We start from the raw sequence: 23,160 nt of genomic DNA on the forward strand, positions 1-23,160 counted from the left end.
GCATGACCATTCGCCGTCATTTGCCGTGGCCTTTGCGCGCGGTGATCTTCACTGCCTTGATCGCTCTGGGCGGCGTACTCGCCAAGTGGGCTTACGACATTGATGTTCGTTTGCACGAACATTTGCCTGCAGGGACCTCTTCGGGGCGAATGGAAGAACTCACGGGACAGGTGAAAGCACTGAGCGAAGAGCGAGATCGCCTGGTCAGTGCTGCGGATGCTGCGGAGAGCCAGCTAAGCATTGAGCGGGCGAGCGGCGCGCAGTTAGCGACGCAGGTCAAGGCGCTTGAGAGCGGGAATGCAAAGTTAAAAGAAGATCTGGCATTTTTTGAGAAATTGCTCCCGACCAATATCGGTGCCAGAGGTATTTCGATTCAAAAATTGCATGCCAACATGACTACCCCTAGTCAGCTGCATTATCAGATGCTGGCAGTGCAGGGCGGTAAAGGTAGTGGGGAGTTTGTTGGTAACTTGCAGCTTGTGTTAACCGTTATTCAAAATGGCAAAAGTGCTATGATCACCTTCCCAGAGGCGAATACCGCCGATGCTGCCCAGTACAGGTTGTCATTCCGATACTATCAGCGGCTCGATGGCGCATTAACGCTGCCACAGGGCGCCGTCGTCAAGGCCATCCAGGCACGCGTACTTGAAAAAGGTCAGATTCGCGCCCAGGAATCCGAAAATTTGTGAGGATTCATCATGTTTCGACGTAAAAGCAAGGCGGTCATAGAGAGTCTTATCGGTATTTCCACCAGTATTAAGGGCGACGTTCGCTTCAAAGGTGGATTGCGTATCGACGGGCATATCGAAGGTAATTTGTGTTCCGAGGTCGATGCCGCTTCAATGCTGGTGATTTCCGAGCATGCGAAAATTGTCGGCGATGTCCACGCGGCGCATTTGATCGTCAACGGCGAAATTGTTGGCGATGTTTATTCCGGAGAGTTTCTTGAGTTGCAGCCGCGCGCCAGAATAACTGGCAATGTGTACTACAAGGCCTTGGAAATGCATGGCGGCGCGATTGTCGCCGGTCAGCTTAGCCACTCGCTGGAGGTCGTTGAGGAAGTCCGCGCCATAGCGAAAAATGCGACCCAAAGCATCGAACAAACTATCGAAGAAACACCCATGCTAAAGCTGGCGGTGTCCGGCGAAGCATGAAAATTGTCTAAGGCCTATAATAGGTCCATTGTTTTCCTAAGCAGGAGCCTGAAATGAATGCTATTACCGAATCGCTAGACCTTTCCACCATGCCCGCCCCCATCTTATTCAGCGACAGCGCTGCTGCTAAAGTGGCGCAACTGATCGAAGAAGAAGGAAATAATGACCTCAAATTGCGCGTGTTTGTGCAAGGTGGTGGTTGTTCCGGTTTTCAGTACGGTTTCACGTTCGATGAAATCGTCAACGAAGACGATACGACGATGTCCAAGAACGGCGTGCAGCTGCTCATCGATTCGATGAGCTACCAGTACCTCGTTGGTGCAGAGATCGATTACAAAGACGATCTTGAGGGCGCGCAATTTGTGATCAAGAATCCGAACGCGACCAGCACTTGCGGCTGCGGCTCATCGTTTTCTGCCTGATTCCAGTTGTTTCAGAGGGCTGGATGGCTTTGAATTGCTTGTATAGTTAGCATCCATGCCGACTCTATCGCACGATTAAAAAAACCACATTCAATCGATGTGGTTTTTTTATGTGTGCGGCGCAGTGTAGCCTATGCGACCGCCCGATACCGTAGTCGTAATGCACCTGTACCGGTTGGATTTTCATTACTTGTACAACTTGCTAGTATTACCTATTTCTTTCGATATGGTTGCATAGCTAATTAATTGAATGTATGATTATTTATGTTTGAACATTGCCTCTATTTCAATACAAACGCACTCGCCAGAAGATTGGATCGTGAGTGGGTACGCGCATTTAAGCCGTTTGATTTGACTCCACCGCAGGCTTTTATGTTGCGTGCGATTCTTAACAAGCCCGGCTTGCTGCAGTGGGAGCTGGCGAAAGAAATGGGTATATCGAGGCCCACTGCCACGCGCAGCATAGACGGTTTAGTAATGAAACAATTAATTGAACGAAAAGATTCCGATCGGGATGGGCGGGAATCTTGTGTCGTCCCGTTGCAGGCTGCACTTGATTTGCATCAGTGTCTTGATGCGGCAAGTGGAGAGGTTACCCGCCGCCTGAAAAATCTGCTTGGAGTGGATGTATTCGTGGAAACAGTTGGCAAAATTCGGGATGTTCGAACAGTGATGGATTAAATTTTTTTAATATTATAGTTGCATAACTAACTAAAAGAGGCCCAAATGCCAATCCTTAACGTAAAAGTAAGTGCGCAGCGTTCAAATTTATTGACGCAATCAATTTCAGAAATGCTGCTCGACCTGACCACGCGAATATTGCGTAAAAGGAGGGAGCTTATTGCCATTGCAATTGATTATATTGATCCGGAAGATTGGATCATTGGAGGTAGTTCTCTATTAATACAAAACAAAAACAGTTTTTATTTTGATATTAAGATAACTGATGAGTCGAATACTAAAGAGGAAAAGGCTGAATATATAAAAGCAGTATTTGAGGCATTTTCAACATTATTGGGTAATTTGCATGATGTCAGCTACATCTATGTGCAGGATGTGCGGGGTAGTGCCTACGGTTATGAGGGCGAAACACAAGAGTACCGCTTCCATCATCCGGTCGAATGAAGAGCTCGGGGCATTGAGTGAATTGACCCCGGAAAATAGGTACGACTAACCTGCAGTCAGGTCACTAATAACATCTGACTGCAGCTGCAAACCGGTTTAGTTCCGAGCAAACGCTGCGGAGGCCAGCGCAATCGTCGTGTTGATAATCGCCTCGTCGTGCTGAGCCGAAACAAATCCGGCTTCAAATGCTGACGGTGCCAAATACACCCCCGCATCCAGCATCAAGTGGAAAAAGCGATTGAAGCGCTCCTTGTCGCCCTGCATGACCGTCGCGAAACTATTGGGAATCGAATCGGCAAAATACAAACCGAACATGCCGCCAATCGCATCCGCGCAAAATGCCACGCCGGCGCTCTGCGCGGCCGCCGTCAGTCCTTGGGCCAATTGCGCCGTACGGGCCGACAAAGCCGTGTAGAAGCCCGGTTCCTGAATTAATTTAAGGGTCGTCAGGCCCGCCGCCACAGCGATCGGGTTGCCCGACAGCGTCCCCGCCTGATACACCGCGCCCAGCGGCGCCAGATGCGCCATGATGTCAGCGCGGCCGCCGAATGCGGCAACCGGCAAGCCGCCGCCGATAACTTTACCCAGCGCCGTCAAATCGGGCGTAATGCCGTACAAAGCCTGAGCGCCGCCCAGAGCAACCCGGAAGCCGGACATGACTTCATCGAAAATCAGGATCGCCCCGTGTTTGGTACAAAGGCGGCGCATGGTGTGCAAAAACTCAGCATTGCCGCGTACCAGATTCATATTGCCGGCAACCGGTTCCACGATCACGCAGGCAATTTCGTCGCCAGAAGTACGGAACGCCTCTTCCAGTTGTTCGGAATTGTTGTAATCCAGCACCAACGTATGTTTGACGAAATCCGCCGGCACGCCTGCCGAAGTCGGATTGCCAAACGTCAGCAAGCCGCTGCCAGCCTTCACCAACAGCGAGTCGGCATGGCCGTGATAGCAACCCTCAAACTTGATGATCTTGTCCCGACCGGTAGCGCCGCGCGCCAGGCGCAGTGCGCTCATGGTGGCTTCGGTACCACTAGAGACCAGGCGTACCTGTTCGATGGAGGGAACCAGTTTGCAAATTTCTTCCGCCATCAGGATTTCACCTTCGGTCGGCGCGCCAAAACTCAGTCCGCGCAGGGCCGCTTGCTGCACGGCTTCAACGACTGTCGGATGGGCATGGCCGACAATCGCCGGCCCCCAGGAACCGATGTAATCGATATAGCGTCGACCTTCCACATCCCAGAAATAGGGGCCTTCGGCGCGCGCGATAAAGCGCGGTGAGCCGCCCACCGAGCGGAATGCCCGCACCGGCGAATTGACGCCGCCAGGAGTGGTCAGTTGTGCGCGTGCAAACAGGCTGTCGTTAGTATGGGCGGTAGAAGTCATGCGAGAGGGCAATCTAAAAATAGGGGAAGGCACGAACAAGGGGACGCACAGTGCGGCATCTCCTTGTCGGGGAAGGGGAGTTTAGGAGGCGGCTTCGGGGGATGCGTCGTTGTCCTTGCTTTCGCTTTCATGCTCGTCCTCGTCCTCATCCGAGTCACGCGCCCAAAAATAACGGTCCGGCACCAGCTTGCCCATGCCGAGACGCTGCGCATGATTGATGGCGGCAATGGTGAATTCCTGCGCTTCAGCAACGGCTTCCGGGACTTCCAGTCCATTGGCAAGCATCGCCGTCAACGCCGCCGACAAGGTCGAGCCAGCGCCGTAAAACGAACCGCCGATACGCGGCCAGTTAAATTGCTGCACCACGCCGGTTTCGTTGAACAGAGTGTTCGATACTTCATGCGTCTCGTTCGGTGTGCCGGTCACCAGCATGTATTCACAGCCCAATTCGGCAATCCGGGCTGCATCGATGAGCAGCGTATCGGCAGTTGAGATATCGTCGTCGGCCAGCGGTTCGCGCCAGGTTTCGGCCAGGCGGGACAATTCGACCGTGGACAGCACCAGTACCGTCGTTTGTGGAATCAGCAATTCGCGGATGGCGATCAGCATATCCTCACTGTCGAGGCCCTGGTCCGGCATGGCCGAAATGAAGGGGTCAAGGACCAAAGGCAGGTCAGGGTAGTCGGAGACGATTTCTGCGATGGCAGAAACATTTTCGATGCTGGCGACAGCCCCCACTTTGAATGCCGCGACGGGCATGTCTTCCAGCACGACGCGCGCCTGATCGGCGACCCATTCGACATCGATGACCTGGATGTCTTCAATCCGCGCGGTATCGCCTATCAGCAGAGCCGTGACGACGGATAAGCCGTGACAACCCATCGCGGAAAACGTCGCCAGGTCGGCCTGGATACCGATGGCGCCGACCGGATCAGCCGGGCCAAAAGTTAAAATCATCTGAGAAGTTTCGTTTTGCACAGTAGGTTAGTTTAAGATATCTGGTTTTCTATTTTACTAGAACTGATTTCAACCACCCGAGAGATGTGATCTTGGTGGGCCTGTTACTTCAATGCAACTGAGGGGCAGGCTCTTGCAAGTGGCCGTTGACCGTTAGATTTAAAGGATCGTGCTCCGTGAGTAATACCCAAACCGAATATAAAACCTGGATGTGCCTGATTTGCGGCTGGATCTACGATGAAGAAGCCGGCTTACCGGAAGAGGGCATCGCTGCCGGAACACGGTGGGAAGATGTGCCCATCAACTGGACTTGTCCTGAATGCGGGGCGCGCAAAGAAGATTTTGAAATGATCGCATTCTGATCAATAGTAATCAAAGCAGCAATTCAGCAAAATTCAGCAACTAAGTTGGAAATCCTCAACGGGATGGGAGTGGCACTGCCGCCCCATCCCGTTGATTCATTCAGGCCTGCGCACTGATCGAATCACTTATGCGCCGGTAGCCACCGGCCGCGCAGGATCGGCGCACCACTCGCTCCATGAACCGCCGTACAGCGCAGCACCATGCAGACCCGCGATTTCCAACGCCAGCAGGTTATGGCACGCCGTTACTCCCGAGCCGCACTGCATGACGCTGTTTTGCGGCGCATTGCCGATCAGCGGCTCAAAATCGGCGCGCAATTGAGCGCCCGGTTTGAATCGGCCTTCGGGCAGCAGGTTGTCCTTGAAGAAACGATTGCCGGCACCGGGGATATGGCCTCCCACCGGGTCCATTGTTTCATTTTCGCCACGAAACCGATCGGGGGCGCGCGCATCGATAATGATTTGCGAGGGCTGTCCCAGTGACGCCAGTACTTGCTCCGCATTCACCGTACGCGTCAGGCTGTCGGCAAGCGCTAGATTCCCGGGGTTTTCCGGCAGCAATGGTGGTCCGCTAAGCAAAGGCCCCTCCAGCGCCTGCCACGCCTGCAAGCCGCCGTCCAGCACGGCCACCTGGGCATGACCAATCCAGCGCAACAGCCACCACAGGCGGGCCGCAAACATGCCGCCGTGGGCGTCATACGCCACCACCTGAGAATCCGATTGAATACCCAGATTTTGCAGCGTGTTCAACAAGTCGGCAGGTGTCGGCAGCGGATGCCGACCGAGAAAACGCCCATCAGCGGCATGTTTCGGTCCCGACAGATCCCTATCCATAGACGCAAAGCGCGCCCCCGGAATATGTCCTGCGGTGAAGGCCAGGAGTCCGGCATCGGCTTGCGCCAGATCATGACGGCAATCGATCACGACATAGCCCGGTTGCTGGTAATGCTGCAAGAGATTGGAAGCGGAAATCAGTGTGGTGTAAGACATCGCAAGATCCTTATTGAACAAAGCCAACACAAAATGAAGCAGGGCGCTAAACGAAATGGGCGGACAGTTGAAAAAAGACCTGTTCCTTACACTTCGCTGGCGATAGGATCGGCTGCCGGCAGATTTTTCGATGCGGGCGCAGAGCGCTGATTATAAAACGTCGACATCATGCCGCTGATGAGAATGATGCTGATGCCTAGCCAACCACTCCAACCCAGCACATCGCCCCAGACCAGAATGCTCCACATGCTGGCAAACACAATCCCGCTGTATTGCAGATTGGCCGTCACCAGCGTATTGCCGAGCCGGTAGGCGCGCGTCATCGCCATCTGCGCCACTGTCGCGGTCAGGCCGATGGTCAGCAGCAGCAGAATGCCCTGCGAAGTGTGAGGATGCCAAAAGGGGATTTGGTGGTTGGCGATGCTGCCGGCTACGCCAGCGAGCAGCCCGGTCAGCGAAAAATAAAACACCACGCGATATTCCGGCTCGCCCAGCAAGCCGAGTTTGCGCACCTGCAAATACACAATGGCCGACAGCACACCGGAAATCAGCGCAATCAGCGCTCCGCCGAGCTGATCGCCATGAATGGCCGGCCGCAACAGCAGCGCCACACCCACAAAACTGAACACGATGGCACCGGCCAGTCGCCATTCAAAACGCTGAACGCCCTTGCGCCAGGCCATGAAGAAGAGAATGCCTGCCATCCAGATTGATGACATGTAATTGAGTGTGGTGGCCGTAGCGACCGGGAGCATGCGAAAGGACAGGAACCACATCCACAGCGAGGCGACGCCGATACCACCGCGAATCAGGTGATCGCGCGCGAACGGGGTGCGCAGGGTGCCGCCCTTGACGCTGATCAGGCACAGAATGAACAGCACCCCGACCAGACCACGGCACAAGACTATTTCAGCGGTCGAATAGTAATCGGCGGCCAGTTTGACGGACATGCCCATGATGGAAAAGCAAAATGCGGCGAACAACATCCAGAGCGACTGCATAAAAACTCATTTCTATTTCTATAACGCAGTCTGCTACAACGGCATTTGCGTCCGATACCACTCGTGAAAATGCTGCATACCGTCTTCCATCGGCGACTGGTACGGACCCACCTGATTCATACCGCGCTTGAGCAAGATCTGACGGCCGGCATCCATGCGCAGTGCAATTTCATCGTCCTCGACGCAGGTTTCCATGTAGGCGGCGCGTTCGGCTTCGATCATTTCGCGTTCAAACAGCGCGATTTCCTCGGGATAGTAAAACTCGACGACGTTCGTGGTTTGCTGTGGGCCATTTGGCCATAGCGTCGACACCACCAGCACATGCGGATACCACTCGATCATGATGTTCGGGAACAGTGTCAGCCAGATGGCCCCTTGGGCTGGCGGCACGCCGTTCCCCATTTTCAGCACCTGCTCCTGCCACTTGCGGTAGACCGGCGATCCAGACTTGGCCAGACCGTGATTGACGCCCACTGTTTGCACACTGTAGTTCTTGCCGAACTCCCAGCGCAGATCGTCGCAGCTGACAAAATTGCCTAGTCCGGGATGGAAGGGCTCGACGTGGTAATCCTCCAGATACACCTCAATGAAGGTTTTCCAGTTGTAGTTGCACTCGTGCACTTCGACATGGTCGAACAGATAGCCGGAAAAATCCATTTCCTTGGCCACACCCAGCTTTTCCAGCATCTGGCTGACATTGGTCCCGTTCTTTTCGAACAGGAGGCCGTTCCAGTTGTGCAGCTCGCCGCCGCCCAGATCCATGCAGGGCGTTTCCCCGAAATGCGGCGCGCCGATCAGCTCGCCTTTCAGGTCGTAGGTCCAGCGGTGCAGGGGGCAAACAATATTATTGGCATTGCCGCGCCCGTCGAGCATCTTGGCCTGGCGGTGCCGGCAGACGTTCGACATCAGTTGAATGCCTTGTGGATTACGCACCAGCATGCGCCCTTCGTTTTCCCATGGCAAAGTCGCATAGTCGCCGACGTTCGGCACCATGAGCTCGTGCCCCGCGTAACGGGGGCCTGGATTAAATAACTGCTGGATTTCGCGCTGCAATAGCGCTTCGTCAAAATAGACACTGACCGGAAGTTGCGCATCGGAACGCGCAAGACGGGCCAAAGTGGCGAGATCGGACATCCCTACCCCCAAATTAATTCGCACCAACCTAAGGAGAAAGAATCCGCAAAAACTTTTCAAATAGATGAAACGAAGATGTCGGACAGAACTGCACATTATGCCACAGAACACCGCTTGCCGGGCCGCCTACACCTTCGGCAGAGCGACGCGCTTCGCTTGCTACTGCGGGGAAGGCGGCTTTCGCTTAGAATGCAGGGTTACGTATTCTAATAAAGCAGCCAGCCGCTTATGCCCAAAACACCTGCCGCCCCTGTTGTTGTCGCCCCGGCAGAGCCGGTCTCTTTCGAAGCAGCCATGCTCGAACTGGAGCAACTGGTCCAGAAAATGGAAGCCGGAGAGCTGCCGCTTGAAGCCTCGGTCACGGCTTATGGTCGTGGCGCGCAACTGGTCAAATTTTGCAGCGGCCAGCTCGAAAAAGTCGAAGGCCAGGTAAAGGTACTCGAAGGAGACCTGCTCAAACCCTTCGCTGTCGACGAGACGGGACGATGATCCCGGTGACGGCAAACGCCGCAAACGCCGCAAACGCCCCATTCGACCAATGGATGCAGCACATCCAGCAGAGCGTCGAACAGACGCTGGATGCGCTGTTGCCGCCCGCCGATACAGTGCCGACCGTTCTGCATGCGGCCATGCGTTATGCCGCGCTGGGCGGCGGCAAGCGGGTGCGGCCTTTGTTGGTGTATGCCGCCGGCGACCTGAGCGATGCCCCGCACGGCTTGCTGGAACGCGCAGCCGCAGCGGTAGAAATGATCCATGTCTACTCACTGGTACACGACGACATGCCCTGCATGGACGACGATGCCCTGCGGCGCGGCAAACCGACCGTGCATGTGCAATACGATGAAGCGACTGCCTTGCTGGTTGGCGACGCCCTGCAAGCGCAGGCTTTTGCGGTGCTGGCTGTGCCTGACGCGGAATTGGCCAGCGACGGTGCAGCGCGACAACTGGCGATGCTCGGCCTGCTGACGCACGCTGCCGGCTCGGGCGGCATGTGCGGCGGGCAGGCGATCGATCTGGCGAGCGTCGGAGTGAATTTGTCTCTGGCGCAACTGGAACAGATGCACCAGCTCAAGACCGGTGCCTTGCTGCGCGCCTCGGTTCTGCTCGGCGCATGGAGCGGTGCCAGACCGGATGCCGCCGATATCGCTGCGCTCGAAATTTATGCGCGTGCCATCGGACTGGCATTTCAGGTGATCGACGATGTCCTGGATGCCACCGCCGACTCGGCCACCCTCGGCAAGACCGCCGGCAAGGATGCGGCAGACAACAAGCCAACGTACGTATCGTTGCTCGGCCTGGAAGCATCGGTCGCGCTGGCGCACCGGCTGCGCGACGAAGCGCATGCCGCTCTGGAACAGTTCGGCGCGCGCGCGCGCCGCCTGCGAGAAATCGCGGATTTGATTGTGCAGCGTAAAGCGTGACAGCCACCCCCGGCGTCACGCCTGCCCTGCGATTTAACGGCCAACAAGCATGCTTAACGATATAAACGACCCTTCCGAATTGCGCCAGCTCACGCGCGCGCAATTGCCGCAACTGGCGCAGGAGCTGCGTTCCTTTGTGATCGACTCGGTTGCCCGCACCGGCGGCCATCTGTCGTCCAATCTCGGCACGGTGGAACTGACCATCGCCTTGCACTACGTATTCGATACGCCGAACGACCGCATCATCTGGGACGTCGGCCATCAGACTTATCCGCACAAGATACTGACCGGTCGTCGCGAACAGATGGGCAGCCTGCGTCAACTCGGCGGCATCTCCGGTTTTCCGCGCCGCGACGAAAGTCCCTACGATACCTTCGGCACCGCGCATTCCTCGACCTCGATTTCCGCCGCGCTGGGCATGGCGCTGGCAGCGCGCACCAAGGGCGAAAACCGTCATGCTATCGCCGTCATCGGTGATGGTTCCATGACCGCCGGCATGGCCTTCGAAGCACTCAATAACGGCGGCGTTCACGACGACATCAACCTGCTGGTCATCCTCAACGACAACGACATGTCGATTTCGCCGCCGGTCGGCGCGCTCAACCGCTATCTGGCGCGGCTGATGTCCGGCCAGTTTTACGCCAAGGCGCGGCACGTCGGCAAATCGATGTTGCCCGGCCCGGTGCTGGAACTGGCGAAGCGGTTGGAAGAGCACGCCAAAGGCATGGTGGTGCCCGCCACCATGTTTGAAGAGTTCGGTTTCAATTACATCGGCCCGATCGACGGCCATGACCTCGACTCTCTGATCCCGACACTGCAAAACCTGAAGCATCTGAAAGGCCCGCAGTTCCTGCATGTCGTCACCAAAAAAGGGCAGGGCTACAAACTGGCCGAAGCCGATCCCGTGCTCTACCACGGGCCGGGCAAGTTCAATCCTGCTGTGGGTATCAAACCGGCAGCCGCTTCCAAACCGACCTATACGCAAGTGTTTGGCGACTGGCTGTGCGACATGGCGGCGCAGGATAGCAAACTGGTCGGCATTACCCCGGCCATGCGCGAAGGCTCCGGCATGGTGCGCTTCGAACAATTATTTCCCGAGCGTTACTACGATGTCGGCATCGCCGAGCAGCATGCCGTCACCTTCGCCGCCGGCATGGCCTGCGAGGGACTCAAGCCCGTCGTGGCGATTTATTCGACTTTCCTGCAACGCGCTTACGATCAGCTGATTCACGATGTCGCCCTGCAAAATCTGGACGTCACCTTTGCGCTGGACCGCGCCGGACTGGTCGGTGCCGATGGCGCCACCCACGCCGGCAATTACGACATGGCCTATCTGCGCTGCATTCCGAACATGGTGGTGATGGCGGCTTCCGACGAAAACGAATGCCGGCAAATGCTCACGACCGCCTATCAGTATCCCGGCCCGGCAGCGGTGCGTTATCCGCGCGGCGCAGGCATCGGTGCGGCGGTGGATACCACGCTGGAGCCGCTGCCGCTAGGCAAGGGTGAGCTGCGTCGTCAGGGCAAGCGCATTGCGATTCTGGCATTCGGTTCCATGCTGGCGCCGGCACTGACGGCGGCTGAAAAGCTGGATGCCAGCGTTGCCAACATGCGCTTCGTCAAACCGCTCGATGTGGAACTGCTGCTGCAACTGGCCAGCACGCATGAGGTACTGGTCACGGTGGAAGAGGGCGCGATCATGGGCGGTGCCGGGTCAGCCGTCTCCGAGGCGCTGGCCGCTGCGGGTGTCGTCATGCCTATCCTGCATCTGGGCCTGCCTGACCGCTTTATCGATCATGGCGATGTGGCGATTCTGCTGGCGCAATGTGGTCTCGATGGCGACGGCATCCGTCAATCCATCGAACAGCGTTTTGGCCGGAGCGCCGGTCAGGCAGCGGCATAAACCTCCGCATAGCGGCTGCATAAGCGCTACATAAACTCCCGCTATGCCAATCCGCGCTGCCTCTTGCTTTTGGGCGCCGCTGATTAAGCTAGGGCGTCGCCCTAGTGTGCGACGCAATCGCAGAGGCTCCTCGGCGTTAAACGGTCTTTTCTGCCCGGCTTTCGCGCTGCCACAGCACATCGTTGCCACCGTCATGCCGGTTCAGCACCCGCGCCATCACAAACAACAGATCAGAAAGCCGGTTCAGATACTGCCGTACCGCCGCGCCGACGGTTTCCACTTTTCCCAGTGCGACGACGCTGCGTTCGGCGCGTCGGCACACGCAGCGGCAGATATGCGCCAGCGCCGCGCTGCGCGAACCGCCCGGCAGGATGAATTCCTTTAGCGGCGGCAAGTCGGCATTGCAGGCAAGCAGCAAGGCGTCAAGGCGCGCCACCTGAGCGTCTCCGACCATGGTGTGGCCCGGTATGCACAATTCCCCGCCCAGATCGAACAGATCGTGCTGGATTGCCAGCAAGGCCTTATGCAAGTTGTCCGGCAGTGCTTCGCACAACAGCACGCCAATCTGCGAATTCAATTCATCCACCTCGCCCAGTGCATGCACCCGCAAACTATCTTTGCCGGTGCGGCTGCCATCGCCTAGTCCTGTGCTACCGTCATCCCCGGTACGGGTGGCGATAATGGAAAGTCTGGTACTCATTTTTCATCCTTGTACGACGCATTGTGTCGAAAAAATTGTTTCAAATACGATAATTTATCGTATTAATGTGGCAAGCACTTCGAATGCTCGACTGTATTCCTGCAAAGAGTAGAATTCCGGACAACGGACGCCACCTTGATGCGCCGAACCACATTGATCACGGAGTCGAGCAAGTGAACCATATCGCCACAGCACAATCCCTGAAAAAACCCTTACCCGCTACGCTTCAGACTGAACTGAAATCCCTGTTTGGTTTGCGGTTTTCCACCGCCCACGCCATGCGTGAACATCACGGCCGTGACGAATCTTCCTACGATCCCATGCTGCCCGACGGCGTTGTATTCGCCTGCAGCACAGAGGAAGTGGCGCTGATTGTCAAACTCTGCGCCCGTGAAGGCGTACCCGTGATTCCCTACGGTACCGGCACTTCGCTGGAAGGGCATATTCTGGCGCTGCAAGGCGGCATCACTATCGACCTGTCGCAGATGAATGCGATGGTGGCGGTACATCAGGAAGACCTGACGGCAACGGTACAGGCGGGCGTCACGCGCAAGCAACTGAATCAGGAACTCAAGGACACCGGCCTGTTTTTTCCTATCGACCCGGGCGCCGACGCCTCCCTCGGCGGCATGGCGGCCACCCGCGCTTCCGGCACCAATGCAGTGCGCTACGGCACCATGCGCGAAAATACGCTGGCGCTGACCGTCGTAACCGCCGATGGCCGCATTATCAAAACCGGTACCCGCGCCAAAAAATCGTCTGCCGGTTACGACCTGACCCGGCTTTTCGTCGGTAGTGAAGGCACGCTGGGCATCATCACCGAAGTCACCGTCAAACTCTATCCCCAGCCGGAAGCGATTTCCGCCGCCATCTGCTCCTTCGGCAGCATAGGCGCGGCCGTCAACGCGGTGATCGAAACCATACAGATGGGGATTCCCGTAGCGCGTGTCGAATTCCTGGACGCCAACGGCGTCAAGGCGATCAACGCACATGACAAACTGAACTTGCCGGAACAACCCCTGCTGCTGTTTGAATTCCACGGCAGCGAACATGGCGTGAAAGAGCAGGCTGAAGCGGTGCAGGCGATCACCACCGAACACGGCGCGCTCGGCTTCGAATGGGCGACCAAACCGGAAGACCGGACACGTCTGTGGACCGCGCGACATAACGCTTACTTCGCCCTGCTCAAAGCCCGCCCCGGCGCACGCGCCATCAGCACCGACTGCTGCGTGCCGATTTCACGACTGGCCGAATGCATCCTGGCCACACGCGCCGATTGCGAAGATCATAAGCTGATCTACTCAATCATCGGCCACGTCGGCGACGGCAATTTCCACGTCCAGATGCTGATCGACCCCAACGACCACGCCGAGATTGCCAGTGCTGAAGGCGTCAATTCACGCATGGTCACGCGCGCGCTGGGAATGGACGGCACCTGCACCGGCGAGCATGGCATTGGTTTGCACAAAATGGATTTCCTGATTGAAGAACATGGTGAGGATGCTATCGACATCATGCGCACGCTCAAACATGCGCTTGATCCGGGCAACATCATGAATCCGGGCAAGATCGTTCGCTGGTAGTCAAGCGGCCCTGGCCGTCAACGCACTTTCAACGCACTTTTAACGCACTTTCAACTCACCCATTAGCAGGACTGACGCAAAAGGCCGCTGGCCAGGCGCATTGCCACAGGCAGGGCAAGTAGCCCGACAAAGCAACGCAACAAGGTCAGCGGACTTTTGTAAGTCCTGATTAGAAAAAAATATGGCAACACGCCTGCCTCCTGTCCATGCCCTGTCTGCTTTCGAAGCCGCAGCGCGCCACAACTCCTTTGCGCTGGCCGCCGAGGAATTGTGCATCACCCCTTCCGCGCTGTCGCACCGCATCCGACTGCTGGAAGATTTTGTCGGCGAACGATTGTTTCACCGCGACAGCCGCAGCATCTCGCTCTCAGAATTCGGTCGTCGCTATCTGGACGTCGTGCGCAGCGCCTTGCGCACATTGACCGAATTCCCGATGCCGCACCGGTATCCGGCGGCTCAGCCCCGCGTCAAGATCATGTTGCCGCCGACTTTTGCGCGCCACCTGTTCATTCCCTACCTGGCCAGCTTCGCCGGGCGGCACCCGGAAATTGCCGTCGAAATGTATTTATCGGTACCGCTGTACGACCTCAGCTTGTCCGAAAGCGATGTCGAAATCCGCTTTGGCGCGGGCAACTACCCCAATCTGGTCACCACCAAGTTATTTGAGGAGCCGGCCTTTGCCGTTGCCAGCCCGGCCTATCTGGCCACCATCCCTCCTCTAAAAACCCCGGCCGACCTGCAACACGCCACGCTGCTGCGCTCGGCGCTGGAACCTTGGCAGCCCTGGTTCGACGAAGCCGGACTGCACGACTGGCCCGAACCCTCCACCGGTTTGCGTGTGGATGATCTGGGCTTGTTGCTCGAAGCGATCTGCCACGGCTATGGCATCGGCCTGACGCGCCAGCATTTCGCTCAGGACATGCTCGATCAGGGCAAGATCGTCGAACTGTTCGACATCCGCCTGCGCACGCCGCCGCATGCGTATTACATCGTCTACGAAAAGCAAGTGCGCGACCGGCCCGAAGTCGATGCCTTCATCACCTGGCTGGAAAGCGTTTTCAAGCATTTGTAAAACACGCCACCACAACCAGCCTACGCAACGAATCCTGCTCATTTCAACACGCCCTCGCCAATCCGACGTTGAAGCCGGTGCCAGATCGAACAAGCCGTTGTACGGAGAATGAAGATTGCTTTTTGGAAATGCGGCCGTCAGCAACTCCGTGTGAATCCTCCCTTGCCGCCCCTCTGCGGCACGCCGCCCGACACTAACTGAAATATTTTCATTTGATCATGGAATTATATTCAGTGAGACCTAGTTCAAATTTGTCTTGATGTTCCAGAATGTCGGTACACTTTAGTCCGGATACCGCGCCAGGCAGTTCAGGCGCGCGCCACAAGTTGTGGCCGCCACCGTATACCCGATAACAACAAGCCGCCACGATCGGCTACCGACATTTTGGGACACGTATGAATGCACCCCTGACCCCCACTCAAGCCGCGCCCGCCTTCAGCGCCGCCCGTCAGCGCGAAGTGGTCGCCGCCTTGCGCGCCGTCCTGCCCTCCGGCTGCATCCTGTTCAATGAAGAAGACACCCGCCCCTACGAATGCGACGGCCTGGCGGCCTACCGCCAGCTGCCGATGGTGGTGGTCCTGCCGGAAAACGAAGCCCAGGTCGTCGCCACGCTGCAAGCCTGTTGCGCGCTGAAAGTGCAGATCGTGCCGCGTGGCGCTGGCACCGGTCTCTCTGGCGGGGCAATGCCGATTGCCGACGGTGTCGTGCTATCGACTGCCAGACTCAATAAAGTGGTCCGGCTCGACCCCTGCGCCCGCAGCGCCGTAGTGCAACCGGGTGTGCGCAATCTGGCCATTTCCGAAGCCGCGGCCCCCCACGGGCTGTATTACGCACCGGACCCCTCGTCGCAGATCGCCTGCAGCATCGGCGGCAACGTCGCCGAAAATTCCGGTGGCGTGCATTGCCTCAAATATGGCCTGACGGTGCATAACGTGCTGCGTGTGCGCGTCGTGACCATCGAAGGCGATGTGATCGAACTGGGCAGCGGGGCGCTGGATTCCCCCGGCCTCGACTTGCTGGCGGTCTTTATCGGCTCGGAAGGCATGTTGGGCGTCGTTACCGAAGTGACGGTCAAACTGATTCCCAAGCCGCAAACGGCGCGCGTCATCATGGCTTCGTTCGACGACGTGGTCAAAGGCGGCAATGCCGTCGCCAATGTGATTGCCGCAGGCATTATCCCGGCCGGACTGGAAATGATGGACAAGACCAGCTCGCGCATGGTGGAGCCCTTCGTCAAAGCCGGATACGACATCGACGCCGCTGCCATTCTGCTGTGCGAATCGGATGGCACAGTGGAGGAGGTCGAAGAAGAAATCGGCCGCATGAGCGAGGTGTTGAGCGCCAGTGGCGCGACCGCCATTTCGGTGTCGCAGTCGGAAGCGGAACGGCTGCGGTTCTGGTCGGGCCGCAAAAACGCCTTTCCCGCCGCCGGCCGCATCTCTCCCGACTACTACTGCATGGATGGCACTATCCCGCGCAAACGACTGGCGCAGGTGCTGCTGGGCATTGCCGATATGGAAATCAAACACGGCCTGCGCTGCGCCAACGTATTCCACGCCGGCGACGGCAACCTGCACCCGCTGATTCTGTTCGATGCCAACCAGCCCGGTGAATTTCACCGCGCCGAAGCGTTCGGCGCAGAAATCCTCGAGCTGTGCGTGGCCGTCGGCGGCACCATCACCGGCGAACACGGAGTCGGCATCGAAAAAATCAATTCGATGTGCGTCCAGTTTTCGCCCGCCGAACGGGAAGCGTTTTTCGCCGTCAAGCGGGCGTTTGACACCCCGTTTCTGCTCAACCCCGACAAGGCCATTCCCACTCTGCACCGCTGCGCCGAATACGGAAAAATGCACGTGCAGCATGGCGCCCTGAAATTTCCCGACTTGCCACGTTTTTAAAGAAAAGTAGTGCGATGAATAACAATAATCTGGATGGGACACAGGAGTTCAAGGCGCGTATTGCGGCTGCGAACGCTGCAATGGGTACAACAACGAGCAACACACCACAAGGCCCCGGCTTGCGCTTGCGCGGCGGCGGCACCAAGGATTGGTACGGCCAGACGGTGCAGGGCGAATTGCTCGACACCCGCATCCATAGCGGCATTGTGGAATACGACCCGACCGAACTGGTCATCACCGCCCGCTGCGGCACACCGCTGTCTGAAATCGACGCTGCGCTGGCGGCCAACCGGCAAATGCTGGCGTTCGAACCACCGCGTTTCGGCGGTCACGCCACGGTCGGCGGCATGGTCGCGACCGGACTCTCCGGCCCGGGTCGCGCCGCTTACGGTGCCGTGCGCGATTTCGTGCTGGGCGCAGTGTTAATGGACGGTCAGGGCGAAGTGCTGCACTTCGGCGGACAGGTCATGAAAAACGTCGCCGGCTACGATGTCTCGCGCCTGCTCACCGGTTCAATGGGAACGCTGGGACTGCTGCTCGACCTGTCGCTGAAAGTCTTGCCGCTGCCGGTTGCCAGCAGCACCCGTGCCTTCGAAGTGGATCAGACGCAAGCGCTGCACTGGCTCAACGAATGGGCCGGACAGCCGCTGCCGATAACCGCCAGCGCCTGGATCAACGGCGTCCTCAGCATACGACTGGAAGGCGCACGCGCCGCCGTCGATGCCGCGCAAATCAAACTGGGCGGTGCGGAAGTCGGCAATGCCGACGTCTTCTGGCGCGACCTGCGCGAACAGACGCATGCCTTCTTCGCTGCCGATGACAATGCCCCGCTGTGGCGGCTGTCGGTGCCATCGGTCAGCCCCATGCTGGCGCTGCCCGGCACCACCCTGATCGAATGGGGCGGCGCGCTGCGCTGGCTGCAGGGCGCGACCGATGCCGACGCCGGTGCCATCCGCGCCGCAGCAACGGCCGCCGGAGGCCACGCCACGCTGTACCGTGGCGGCGACAAGAACGCTGGCGTATTTCAACCGCTGGAGCCGGCCGTCGACCGCATCCATCGCAAACTGAAAGCCTCGTTCGACCCGGCTGGTATTTTCAATCCGGGCCGGATGTATCGGCACGCGTAGTTGTCCGGCTTAGTTATCCAGCTTAGTTATCAAACTTAGTTACTCGCCCCAATGGCCGCGCCTGAGTGCCCGGTTTCATCGCCACCCTTTGCGTTTCACAGAATCGAGCCACCATGCAAACCAATCTCGCTGACTTTATCCGCGACACTTCCGAAGGCCAGGAGGCCGAAGCCATTCTGCGCAGTTGCGTGCATTGCGGCTTTTGCACCGCGACTTGCCCGACCTATCAATTGCTGGGCGACGAACTGGACGGCCCGCGTGGGCGCATCTATCTCATCAAGCAAGTGCTGGAAGGCAAAGCCGCTACCGCCAAGACACAAAGCCATCTCGACCGCTGCTTGACTTGCCGCAATTGCGAAACCACCTGTCCGTCCGGCGTGGAATACGGTCGCCTGATCGACATCGGCCGCAAAGTGGTCGAAGACCAGGTGCCGCGTCCGCTGGGACAACGTCTCGCCCGCAGCGCGCTGCGGCAACTGTTGCCGCGCAAATGGCTGTTTACTCCCGCCATGAAAGCCGGACAAATGCTGCGTCCGCTGCTGCCGCAAAAATTGAAAAACAAAGTGCCGCTGCCGCAAGCCTACGGCGTCTGGCCGACGCGCCAGCATGCCCGTCGCATGCTGCTGCTCGACGGCTGTGTGCAGCCCGGCATGTCGCCGAATATCAACTACGCCACCGCCCGCGTGTTCGATGCGCTGGAAGTGCAATTGCTGATCGCACCGAAAGCCGGCTGCTGCGGCGCGATTCGCTATCACTTGAACGACCAGGACGGCGGGTTGGACGATATGCGGCGCAATATCGATGCCTGGTGGCCCTATATTGAAGGGGGCGAAGGGGCGGGAGGATTGCCGGTCGAAGCCATCGTCATGAATGCCTCGGGTTGCGGTTCCACAGTCAAGGAATACGGCCATCTGCTCAGTCACGATCCGGCCTATGCCGACAAAGCAGCGCGCGTGTCGGCACTGACGCGCGACATCAGCGAAATTTTGCCCGAATTCGAAGCGCAATTGCAGCAGCGTCTGAAGGGAAAAATCGGCGGACGCGTGGCCTATCACCCCCCTTGCACCTTGCAGCATGGACAACAAATTCGCGGCAAAGTCGAAGGCTTGCTGCGCAGCGTCGGCGTCGATGTGCAGTTATGCGCCGACAGCCATTTGTGCTGCGGTTCGGCGGGGACGTATTCGGTGTTGCAGCCGGTGCTGTCGTATCAGCTGCGCGACAACAAGCTGAAAAACCTCGAAGCGACCTCACCGGACGCGATTGTGTCCGGCAACATCGGCTGCCTCGCGCATTTGCAGTCGGGGACGGATACGCCGGTCAAACACTGGGTTGAAATGGTGGATGCGGCCTTGCAATCGGCCTCCGTTTAATCCTTTTCAGACGATATTTTGCAGCGGCATGAGACTTTACAAGAGTTTTCCGTGTAGCTACAATGTATCTACATTGAGGAGGTGGTCAAATGGAATTGTCAATTCAGAAATGGGGCAACAGCGCGGCCGTTCGCTTGCCTACCGAGTTGCTGAGCCAGCTTAAAGTGGTTTTGGGCGACAAGCTAACGGTGGATGTGCGTGCCGATGGCGTGATGCTCAAAGCAAAACGGCCTTCTTACGTACTGGCAGACCTGATTGCGCAATGCGATCCGAGCGCCGCAGCGCCTGCTGATCTGGACGCATGGCACCACACCACTCCCGTCGGGCGTGAAGCATGGTGAGACGGATCAAATATGAGCGGGGCGATATTGTGATCGTGAGCCTCAATCCCACCCAGGGACGCGAATTGCAAGGCGATCAGCGTCCCGGTCTGATTTTATCTCCGGCATCGTTCAATGCATTGGGTGTTGCGATGGTGGCACCGATCACGCAAGGCGGGGATTTCGCCCGCTTCGCTGGATTTGCCGTTCCCCTGAACGGCTCGGGAAGCAAAACGCAAGGCGTCGCATTGCTTAATCAGGTGCGCATGCTCGATCTTGAAGCGAGAGGCGCAAAGAAAATCGAAACCGTTCCCGGTTTTGTGATCGAAGATGCGCTTGCCCGTTTGCAGGCAATCCTGGAATGAGCTGAGCAGGGTCAACAGGCCCTAAGCCGCCTTCGGAATCCACTCCTGCACCGTCAGTTCAATCGTAATGAACGACAAATTACTGCCGCGCACGAATCGTCCGGCGTGGATTTTTCCATCGATATCGGCCACCACGCCTTGTAACTGATTGGCGTGTGGCTGGCTGTCGTCGCCGAAGCCGATCTCGCCGAAGACATTCAGAATCTCCACTCCGGGGCCGACAATTTCGGTTGTGCGCCAGCCGTCGGCGGTGCGGTATTCGAGGTGGGCGTCGATCAGACTGCCGAGCGCGCCGCGCACGATGGCGGTGCGCATGCCGTGTTCGCGGCACAGCGCTTCCACGCTTTCGGTCAGATCCTGGTTCGGTTTCAGGCGCGCCATGACCAGCTTGCCCAGCGTGCCTTCTTGTACTTCTACATCAGCGAAAATCGTCATTGGGGTTCCATGGGTGTCGGATGCAATAGACTGAAAAGCGTCTCTTCGTCGCGGGTAACGACAAAGGCGCTGCGGGAAAATAAACATAAACGAATGATGAGCGGATCGTCGCCCACGATCACGTCGTCGAGCAGCAGATGGCCGCCATGCACTACACCGTCGCTGTTGATGAATCCGGCGTGGCAATGCAGCAGGATTTTCCCTTCCTCGTTCTGGCCGATGGTGATGCCGCCGGTGACAAAGGTGATCTGGCCTTGCAGTGCAAAGGCGGTGCCGTAATCGTAGGGACGGTGCGGAATGTCGATATCTTCGATGCGGTGATACTTCAGCGAACCGGCGCTGCCGCCGACGAAACGGCCGACGCCGCCGCGCTGTCCGTAGCGGGCCAGCACCTCGCACAGCGCCGGGCCGACCGCAGTACCGGTGGGCAGACTCATGCGCAATTCTTCCGCCGGATCGGCTTCCAGATCGAGCAGACGCGGCGAGCTGGGCTGACCGGCATGAATAAATTTACGCACACTGACGAAGCCGGGCGTGTGTAGCGGAGCAGGGGAGTCGCTCATAAACGGTAGTCTCCCTGTTCTTCGAGCAAAGCCTTGATTTGTTTTTTGACGATTTTGCCGTAACCGGATTTGGGCATGTTGTCCCAGAAGATAAAACGGCGCGGGCATTTGTATTTGGCGACGCGCTCAGCCAGATGCTCCAACAGTACTGCTGCATCGGCTGGCATGCCGCTTTTGGTGACGATGACTGCCAGCCCGCTCTCACCCCACTTGGGATCAGGCACGCCCAGCACCGCCACTTCCGACACCGATGGATGCAATAACAGGGCTTCTTCGATTTCGCGCGGATAGACATTCGAGCCGCCGGAAATATACATATCGGAAGAGCGTCCCGTGATGTACAGGAAGCCTTGCGCATCGACGTGACCGAGGTCGCCGGTATGGAACCAGCCGCCTTTGAAGGCCTTGGTATTGGCGTCGGGATTGTCGTGATAGCCAAGAAAAACAGCCGGGCCGCGCACGCAGATTTCACCGGTTTCATGTGGTGCCAGCCGCACGCCGCTATTGTCGAGAATGGCGATTTCCATGCCGGTGCGCGGGATGCCGCAAGTGCCTACGCGGGCTTCGGGGTGCTGGTCGTCGGCGTGGTGCATTTCGGGTGGCAGCCAGGTGATATTGCCGGTCACTTCGCCCAGGCCGTAATACTGCACCAGCACCTTGCCCAGCTTGTTGATGGCGTGGCGCTGATCGGCGCGGTACATGGGCGCGCCGGCGTAAATGACGTGTTTCAGCGAGCTGTGATCGTAACGATCGACGCTGGCGTCTTCGGTCAGTATCTTGACGATGGTCGGTACAGTAAACATGTTGTCGATGCGATGCGTCTGCACCAGTTGCCACGCTTCTTCCGGGATCAGGCGCTCACTCGACAGCAGCACGCTGGCTGCGCCGCGTGCGGTGTTGACGACGGCGTGAATGCCCGCGCCATGCGACAGCGGTGCGACGACCAGCGAGCGTGATCGATGGCTCAACCCGGGCAGTAAATCGGCCAGATGATTGGTGACCACAAACGCCATCTGGCCGTGGGTCAGCATGCCGGCTTTGGGATGGCCGGTGGTGCCGGAGGTATAAAAAAACCAGAGCGGATCGTCGTACTCGACTTCGGTTTCAGGGAAGGCGGGGCCGCTGTCGGCGTGAGCGGCGAGTTGCTCGTAATCGAGTTCGCCGGTGCGCGGATTGCGCAAGGCCACGACATGGCTCAGCGCTGGCGAGACGGCTTTTACGGCATCGACGTAGGGCGCAAAGCCCTCGTCATAAATCATGACGGAAGCCGCGCTGGACTGACCCAGATACGCCGCTTCCGGCGCAGTGATACGGACATTGGTCGGCACCCAGATCGCCCCCAGCTTGAAGGCAACCCAGGCGCTCTCGAAAATTTGCAGGTTGTTGCGCGAATGGACCAGGATGCGGTCGCCTTTGCCGACGCCGATTTTCTGCAAGGCATGGGCAACGGCATCGACACGGCGGTTGATCTGCGACCAGGTAGTGACGACGGGGCCGACAATCAGCCCCGGTTCGTCGGGAAAGCGGCGCGCCACATCGGACAGCATGCGGCCTAAATTCATTACATTTTTTAACATTGTCTCGCTCAGTTTTTTATTGTTTAAAGATTCGACCGGCTTACCGCCGGATCCTTCGATACGGGATTGAATCCCTGCTCAGGAGGAACGGTAGGGAGGGTGATAAGGAAAATCACCTGCGTACTAACACGCCTTTCCCGTTCGACTGCCTGAATAAAAACATTCCTTCCCGTTCGTTTGCCTAAATATAAACATCCCTTCCCGTTCGTCCTGAGTAGGCGCAAATGCGCCGTATCGAAGGATCCGGCGACACGCCGGTCTGGCCGGGATTGCATCCCTGCTCAGGAGGAACGGT

Annotated in this window: 25 protein-coding genes; 16 read left to right on the top strand and 9 right to left on the bottom strand. The window is 57.9% G+C overall.

Annotated elements, in window-relative coordinates:
* The first annotated feature begins 2 nt into the window (after positions 1–2).
* The 5 genes from RGU70_RS06400 (at position 3) to RGU70_RS06420 (ending at position 2,701) form a co-directional block, all read left to right on the top strand.
* On the top strand, positions 3–689 hold the full coding sequence (locus RGU70_RS06400) for a DUF6776 family protein (protein ID WP_322208556.1): 687 nt from the start codon (positions 3–5) through the stop codon (positions 687–689).
* A gap of 9 nt (positions 690–698) precedes the next feature.
* Positions 699–1,154 carry a polymer-forming cytoskeletal protein gene (locus RGU70_RS06405; protein ID WP_322208557.1) on the top strand — a complete coding sequence of 152 codons (456 nt, stop codon included), beginning with the start codon at positions 699–701 and terminating at the stop codon, positions 1,152–1,154.
* A 53-nt stretch (positions 1,155–1,207) separates the two neighbouring features.
* Positions 1,208–1,576, top strand: a complete 369-nt coding sequence (erpA, locus tag RGU70_RS06410; protein WP_322208558.1) for an iron-sulfur cluster insertion protein ErpA — start codon at positions 1,208–1,210, stop codon at positions 1,574–1,576.
* Positions 1,577–1,840: 264 nt separating this feature from the next.
* Positions 1,841–2,257, top strand: coding sequence for a MarR family transcriptional regulator (locus tag RGU70_RS06415; RefSeq protein WP_322208559.1), 417 nt, complete (start codon positions 1,841–1,843; stop codon positions 2,255–2,257).
* 45 nt (positions 2,258–2,302) lie between these two features.
* Positions 2,303–2,701 (top strand): 4-oxalocrotonate tautomerase, encoded by a 399-nt coding sequence (locus RGU70_RS06420; RefSeq protein ID WP_322208560.1) that lies wholly within the window; start codon positions 2,303–2,305, stop codon positions 2,699–2,701.
* A 96-nt stretch (positions 2,702–2,797) separates the two neighbouring features.
* On the opposite strand, the gene hemL is transcribed toward RGU70_RS06420, so the two are convergent.
* Complete coding sequence (gene hemL / locus RGU70_RS06425; protein WP_322208561.1) at positions 2,798–4,087, bottom strand: glutamate-1-semialdehyde 2,1-aminomutase; 1,290 nt, start codon at positions 4,085–4,087, stop codon at positions 2,798–2,800.
* A gap of 81 nt (positions 4,088–4,168) precedes the next feature.
* Complete coding sequence (locus RGU70_RS06430) at positions 4,169–5,065, bottom strand: hydroxymethylpyrimidine/phosphomethylpyrimidine kinase (RefSeq protein WP_322208562.1); 897 nt, start codon at positions 5,063–5,065, stop codon at positions 4,169–4,171.
* Between the two features lie 188 nt (positions 5,066–5,253).
* On the opposite strand from RGU70_RS06430, the gene RGU70_RS06435 reads away from it, so the two are divergent.
* Positions 5,254–5,406, top strand: a complete 153-nt coding sequence (locus RGU70_RS06435; RefSeq protein ID WP_322210723.1) for a rubredoxin — start codon at positions 5,254–5,256, stop codon at positions 5,404–5,406.
* 126 nt (positions 5,407–5,532) lie between these two features.
* On the opposite strand, the gene RGU70_RS06440 is transcribed toward RGU70_RS06435, so the two are convergent.
* From RGU70_RS06440 to RGU70_RS06450, 3 genes are all read right to left on the bottom strand, one after another.
* Positions 5,533–6,396, bottom strand: a complete 864-nt coding sequence (locus tag RGU70_RS06440; protein WP_322208563.1) for a sulfurtransferase — start codon at positions 6,394–6,396, stop codon at positions 5,533–5,535.
* An 86-nt stretch (positions 6,397–6,482) separates the two neighbouring features.
* Positions 6,483–7,397 (bottom strand): DMT family transporter, encoded by a 915-nt coding sequence (locus RGU70_RS06445; RefSeq protein ID WP_322208564.1) that lies wholly within the window; start codon positions 7,395–7,397, stop codon positions 6,483–6,485.
* Between the two features lie 33 nt (positions 7,398–7,430).
* Positions 7,431–8,531: an aromatic ring-hydroxylating dioxygenase subunit alpha gene (locus RGU70_RS06450; protein ID WP_322208565.1), complete on the bottom strand. Its 1,101-nt coding sequence runs from the start codon at positions 8,529–8,531 to the stop codon at positions 7,431–7,433.
* A 228-nt stretch (positions 8,532–8,759) separates the two neighbouring features.
* Between RGU70_RS06450 and RGU70_RS06455 the strand changes: the two genes are divergently transcribed.
* From RGU70_RS06455 to dxs, 3 genes are read left to right on the top strand one after another with little or no spacing between them, the layout of a single operon-like run.
* Positions 8,760–9,020, top strand: coding sequence for an exodeoxyribonuclease VII small subunit (locus RGU70_RS06455; RefSeq protein ID WP_322208566.1), 261 nt, complete (start codon positions 8,760–8,762; stop codon positions 9,018–9,020).
* A complete protein-coding gene (locus RGU70_RS06460) occupies positions 9,017–9,952 on the top strand; it encodes a farnesyl diphosphate synthase (protein WP_322208567.1) in 936 nt (311 codons plus the stop codon). Before RGU70_RS06455 ends, RGU70_RS06460 begins: the two co-directional genes overlap by 4 nt.
* A 49-nt stretch (positions 9,953–10,001) precedes the next feature.
* Complete coding sequence (gene dxs, locus RGU70_RS06465) at positions 10,002–11,855, top strand: 1-deoxy-D-xylulose-5-phosphate synthase (protein ID WP_322208568.1); 1,854 nt, start codon at positions 10,002–10,004, stop codon at positions 11,853–11,855.
* A 136-nt stretch (positions 11,856–11,991) separates the two neighbouring features.
* Here the strand turns inward: dxs and RGU70_RS06470 are convergent, their stop codons facing one another.
* Complete coding sequence (locus RGU70_RS06470) at positions 11,992–12,555, bottom strand: cob(I)yrinic acid a,c-diamide adenosyltransferase (RefSeq protein WP_322208569.1); 564 nt, start codon at positions 12,553–12,555, stop codon at positions 11,992–11,994.
* Positions 12,556–12,728: 173 nt separating this feature from the next.
* Between RGU70_RS06470 and RGU70_RS06475 the strand changes: the two genes are divergently transcribed.
* The 7 genes from RGU70_RS06475 to RGU70_RS06505 all read left to right on the top strand — a co-directional run bounded on the left by RGU70_RS06475 (position 12,729) and on the right by RGU70_RS06505 (position 20,290).
* Positions 12,729–14,138 carry an FAD-binding oxidoreductase gene (locus RGU70_RS06475; RefSeq protein WP_322208570.1) on the top strand — a complete coding sequence of 470 codons (1,410 nt, stop codon included), beginning with the start codon at positions 12,729–12,731 and terminating at the stop codon, positions 14,136–14,138.
* A 181-nt stretch (positions 14,139–14,319) separates the two neighbouring features.
* Positions 14,320–15,210, top strand: coding sequence for a LysR substrate-binding domain-containing protein (locus RGU70_RS06480; RefSeq protein WP_322208571.1), 891 nt, complete (start codon positions 14,320–14,322; stop codon positions 15,208–15,210).
* A 395-nt stretch (positions 15,211–15,605) separates the two neighbouring features.
* The gene (locus tag RGU70_RS06485; protein ID WP_322208572.1) at positions 15,606–17,108 is read left to right on the top strand and encodes an FAD-linked oxidase C-terminal domain-containing protein; all 1,503 of its coding nucleotides are present in this window, start codon (positions 15,606–15,608) and stop codon (positions 17,106–17,108) included.
* 80 nt (positions 17,109–17,188) lie between these two features.
* A complete protein-coding gene (glcE, locus tag RGU70_RS06490) occupies positions 17,189–18,235 on the top strand; it encodes a glycolate oxidase subunit GlcE (protein ID WP_416186551.1) in 1,047 nt (348 codons plus the stop codon).
* Positions 18,236–18,348: 113 nt separating this feature from the next.
* Positions 18,349–19,605 carry a glycolate oxidase subunit GlcF gene (gene glcF / locus RGU70_RS06495; RefSeq protein ID WP_322208574.1) on the top strand — a complete coding sequence of 419 codons (1,257 nt, stop codon included), beginning with the start codon at positions 18,349–18,351 and terminating at the stop codon, positions 19,603–19,605.
* 89 nt (positions 19,606–19,694) lie between these two features.
* Positions 19,695–19,946, top strand: coding sequence for an AbrB/MazE/SpoVT family DNA-binding domain-containing protein (locus RGU70_RS06500; RefSeq protein ID WP_322208575.1), 252 nt, complete (start codon positions 19,695–19,697; stop codon positions 19,944–19,946).
* Positions 19,940–20,290, top strand: a complete 351-nt coding sequence (locus tag RGU70_RS06505; protein ID WP_322208576.1) for a type II toxin-antitoxin system ChpB family toxin — start codon at positions 19,940–19,942, stop codon at positions 20,288–20,290. The genes RGU70_RS06500 and RGU70_RS06505 overlap by 7 nt, the downstream gene beginning before the upstream one ends.
* A 21-nt stretch (positions 20,291–20,311) precedes the next feature.
* Here the strand turns inward: RGU70_RS06505 and RGU70_RS06510 are convergent, their stop codons facing one another.
* The 3 genes from RGU70_RS06510 to RGU70_RS06520 are packed head-to-tail and all read right to left on the bottom strand — an operon-like array spanning position 20,312 to position 22,877.
* A complete protein-coding gene (locus RGU70_RS06510) occupies positions 20,312–20,725 on the bottom strand; it encodes a PPC domain-containing DNA-binding protein (protein WP_322208577.1) in 414 nt (137 codons plus the stop codon).
* Entirely contained in the window at positions 20,722–21,288 is a 567-nt protein-coding gene (locus tag RGU70_RS06515) for a hypothetical protein (protein WP_322208578.1), read from the bottom strand. Before RGU70_RS06515 ends, RGU70_RS06510 begins: the two co-directional genes overlap by 4 nt.
* Complete coding sequence (locus RGU70_RS06520) at positions 21,285–22,877, bottom strand: acyl-CoA synthetase (RefSeq protein ID WP_322210724.1); 1,593 nt, start codon at positions 22,875–22,877, stop codon at positions 21,285–21,287. Before RGU70_RS06520 ends, RGU70_RS06515 begins: the two co-directional genes overlap by 4 nt.
* Between the last annotated feature and the right edge of the window lie 283 nt (positions 22,878–23,160).

Origin of the sequence: Herbaspirillum sp. RTI4 (assembly GCF_034313965.1) — a bacterium.
In the GTDB taxonomy this organism is placed as follows: Bacteria; Pseudomonadota; Gammaproteobacteria; order Burkholderiales; family Burkholderiaceae_D; genus Herbaspirillum.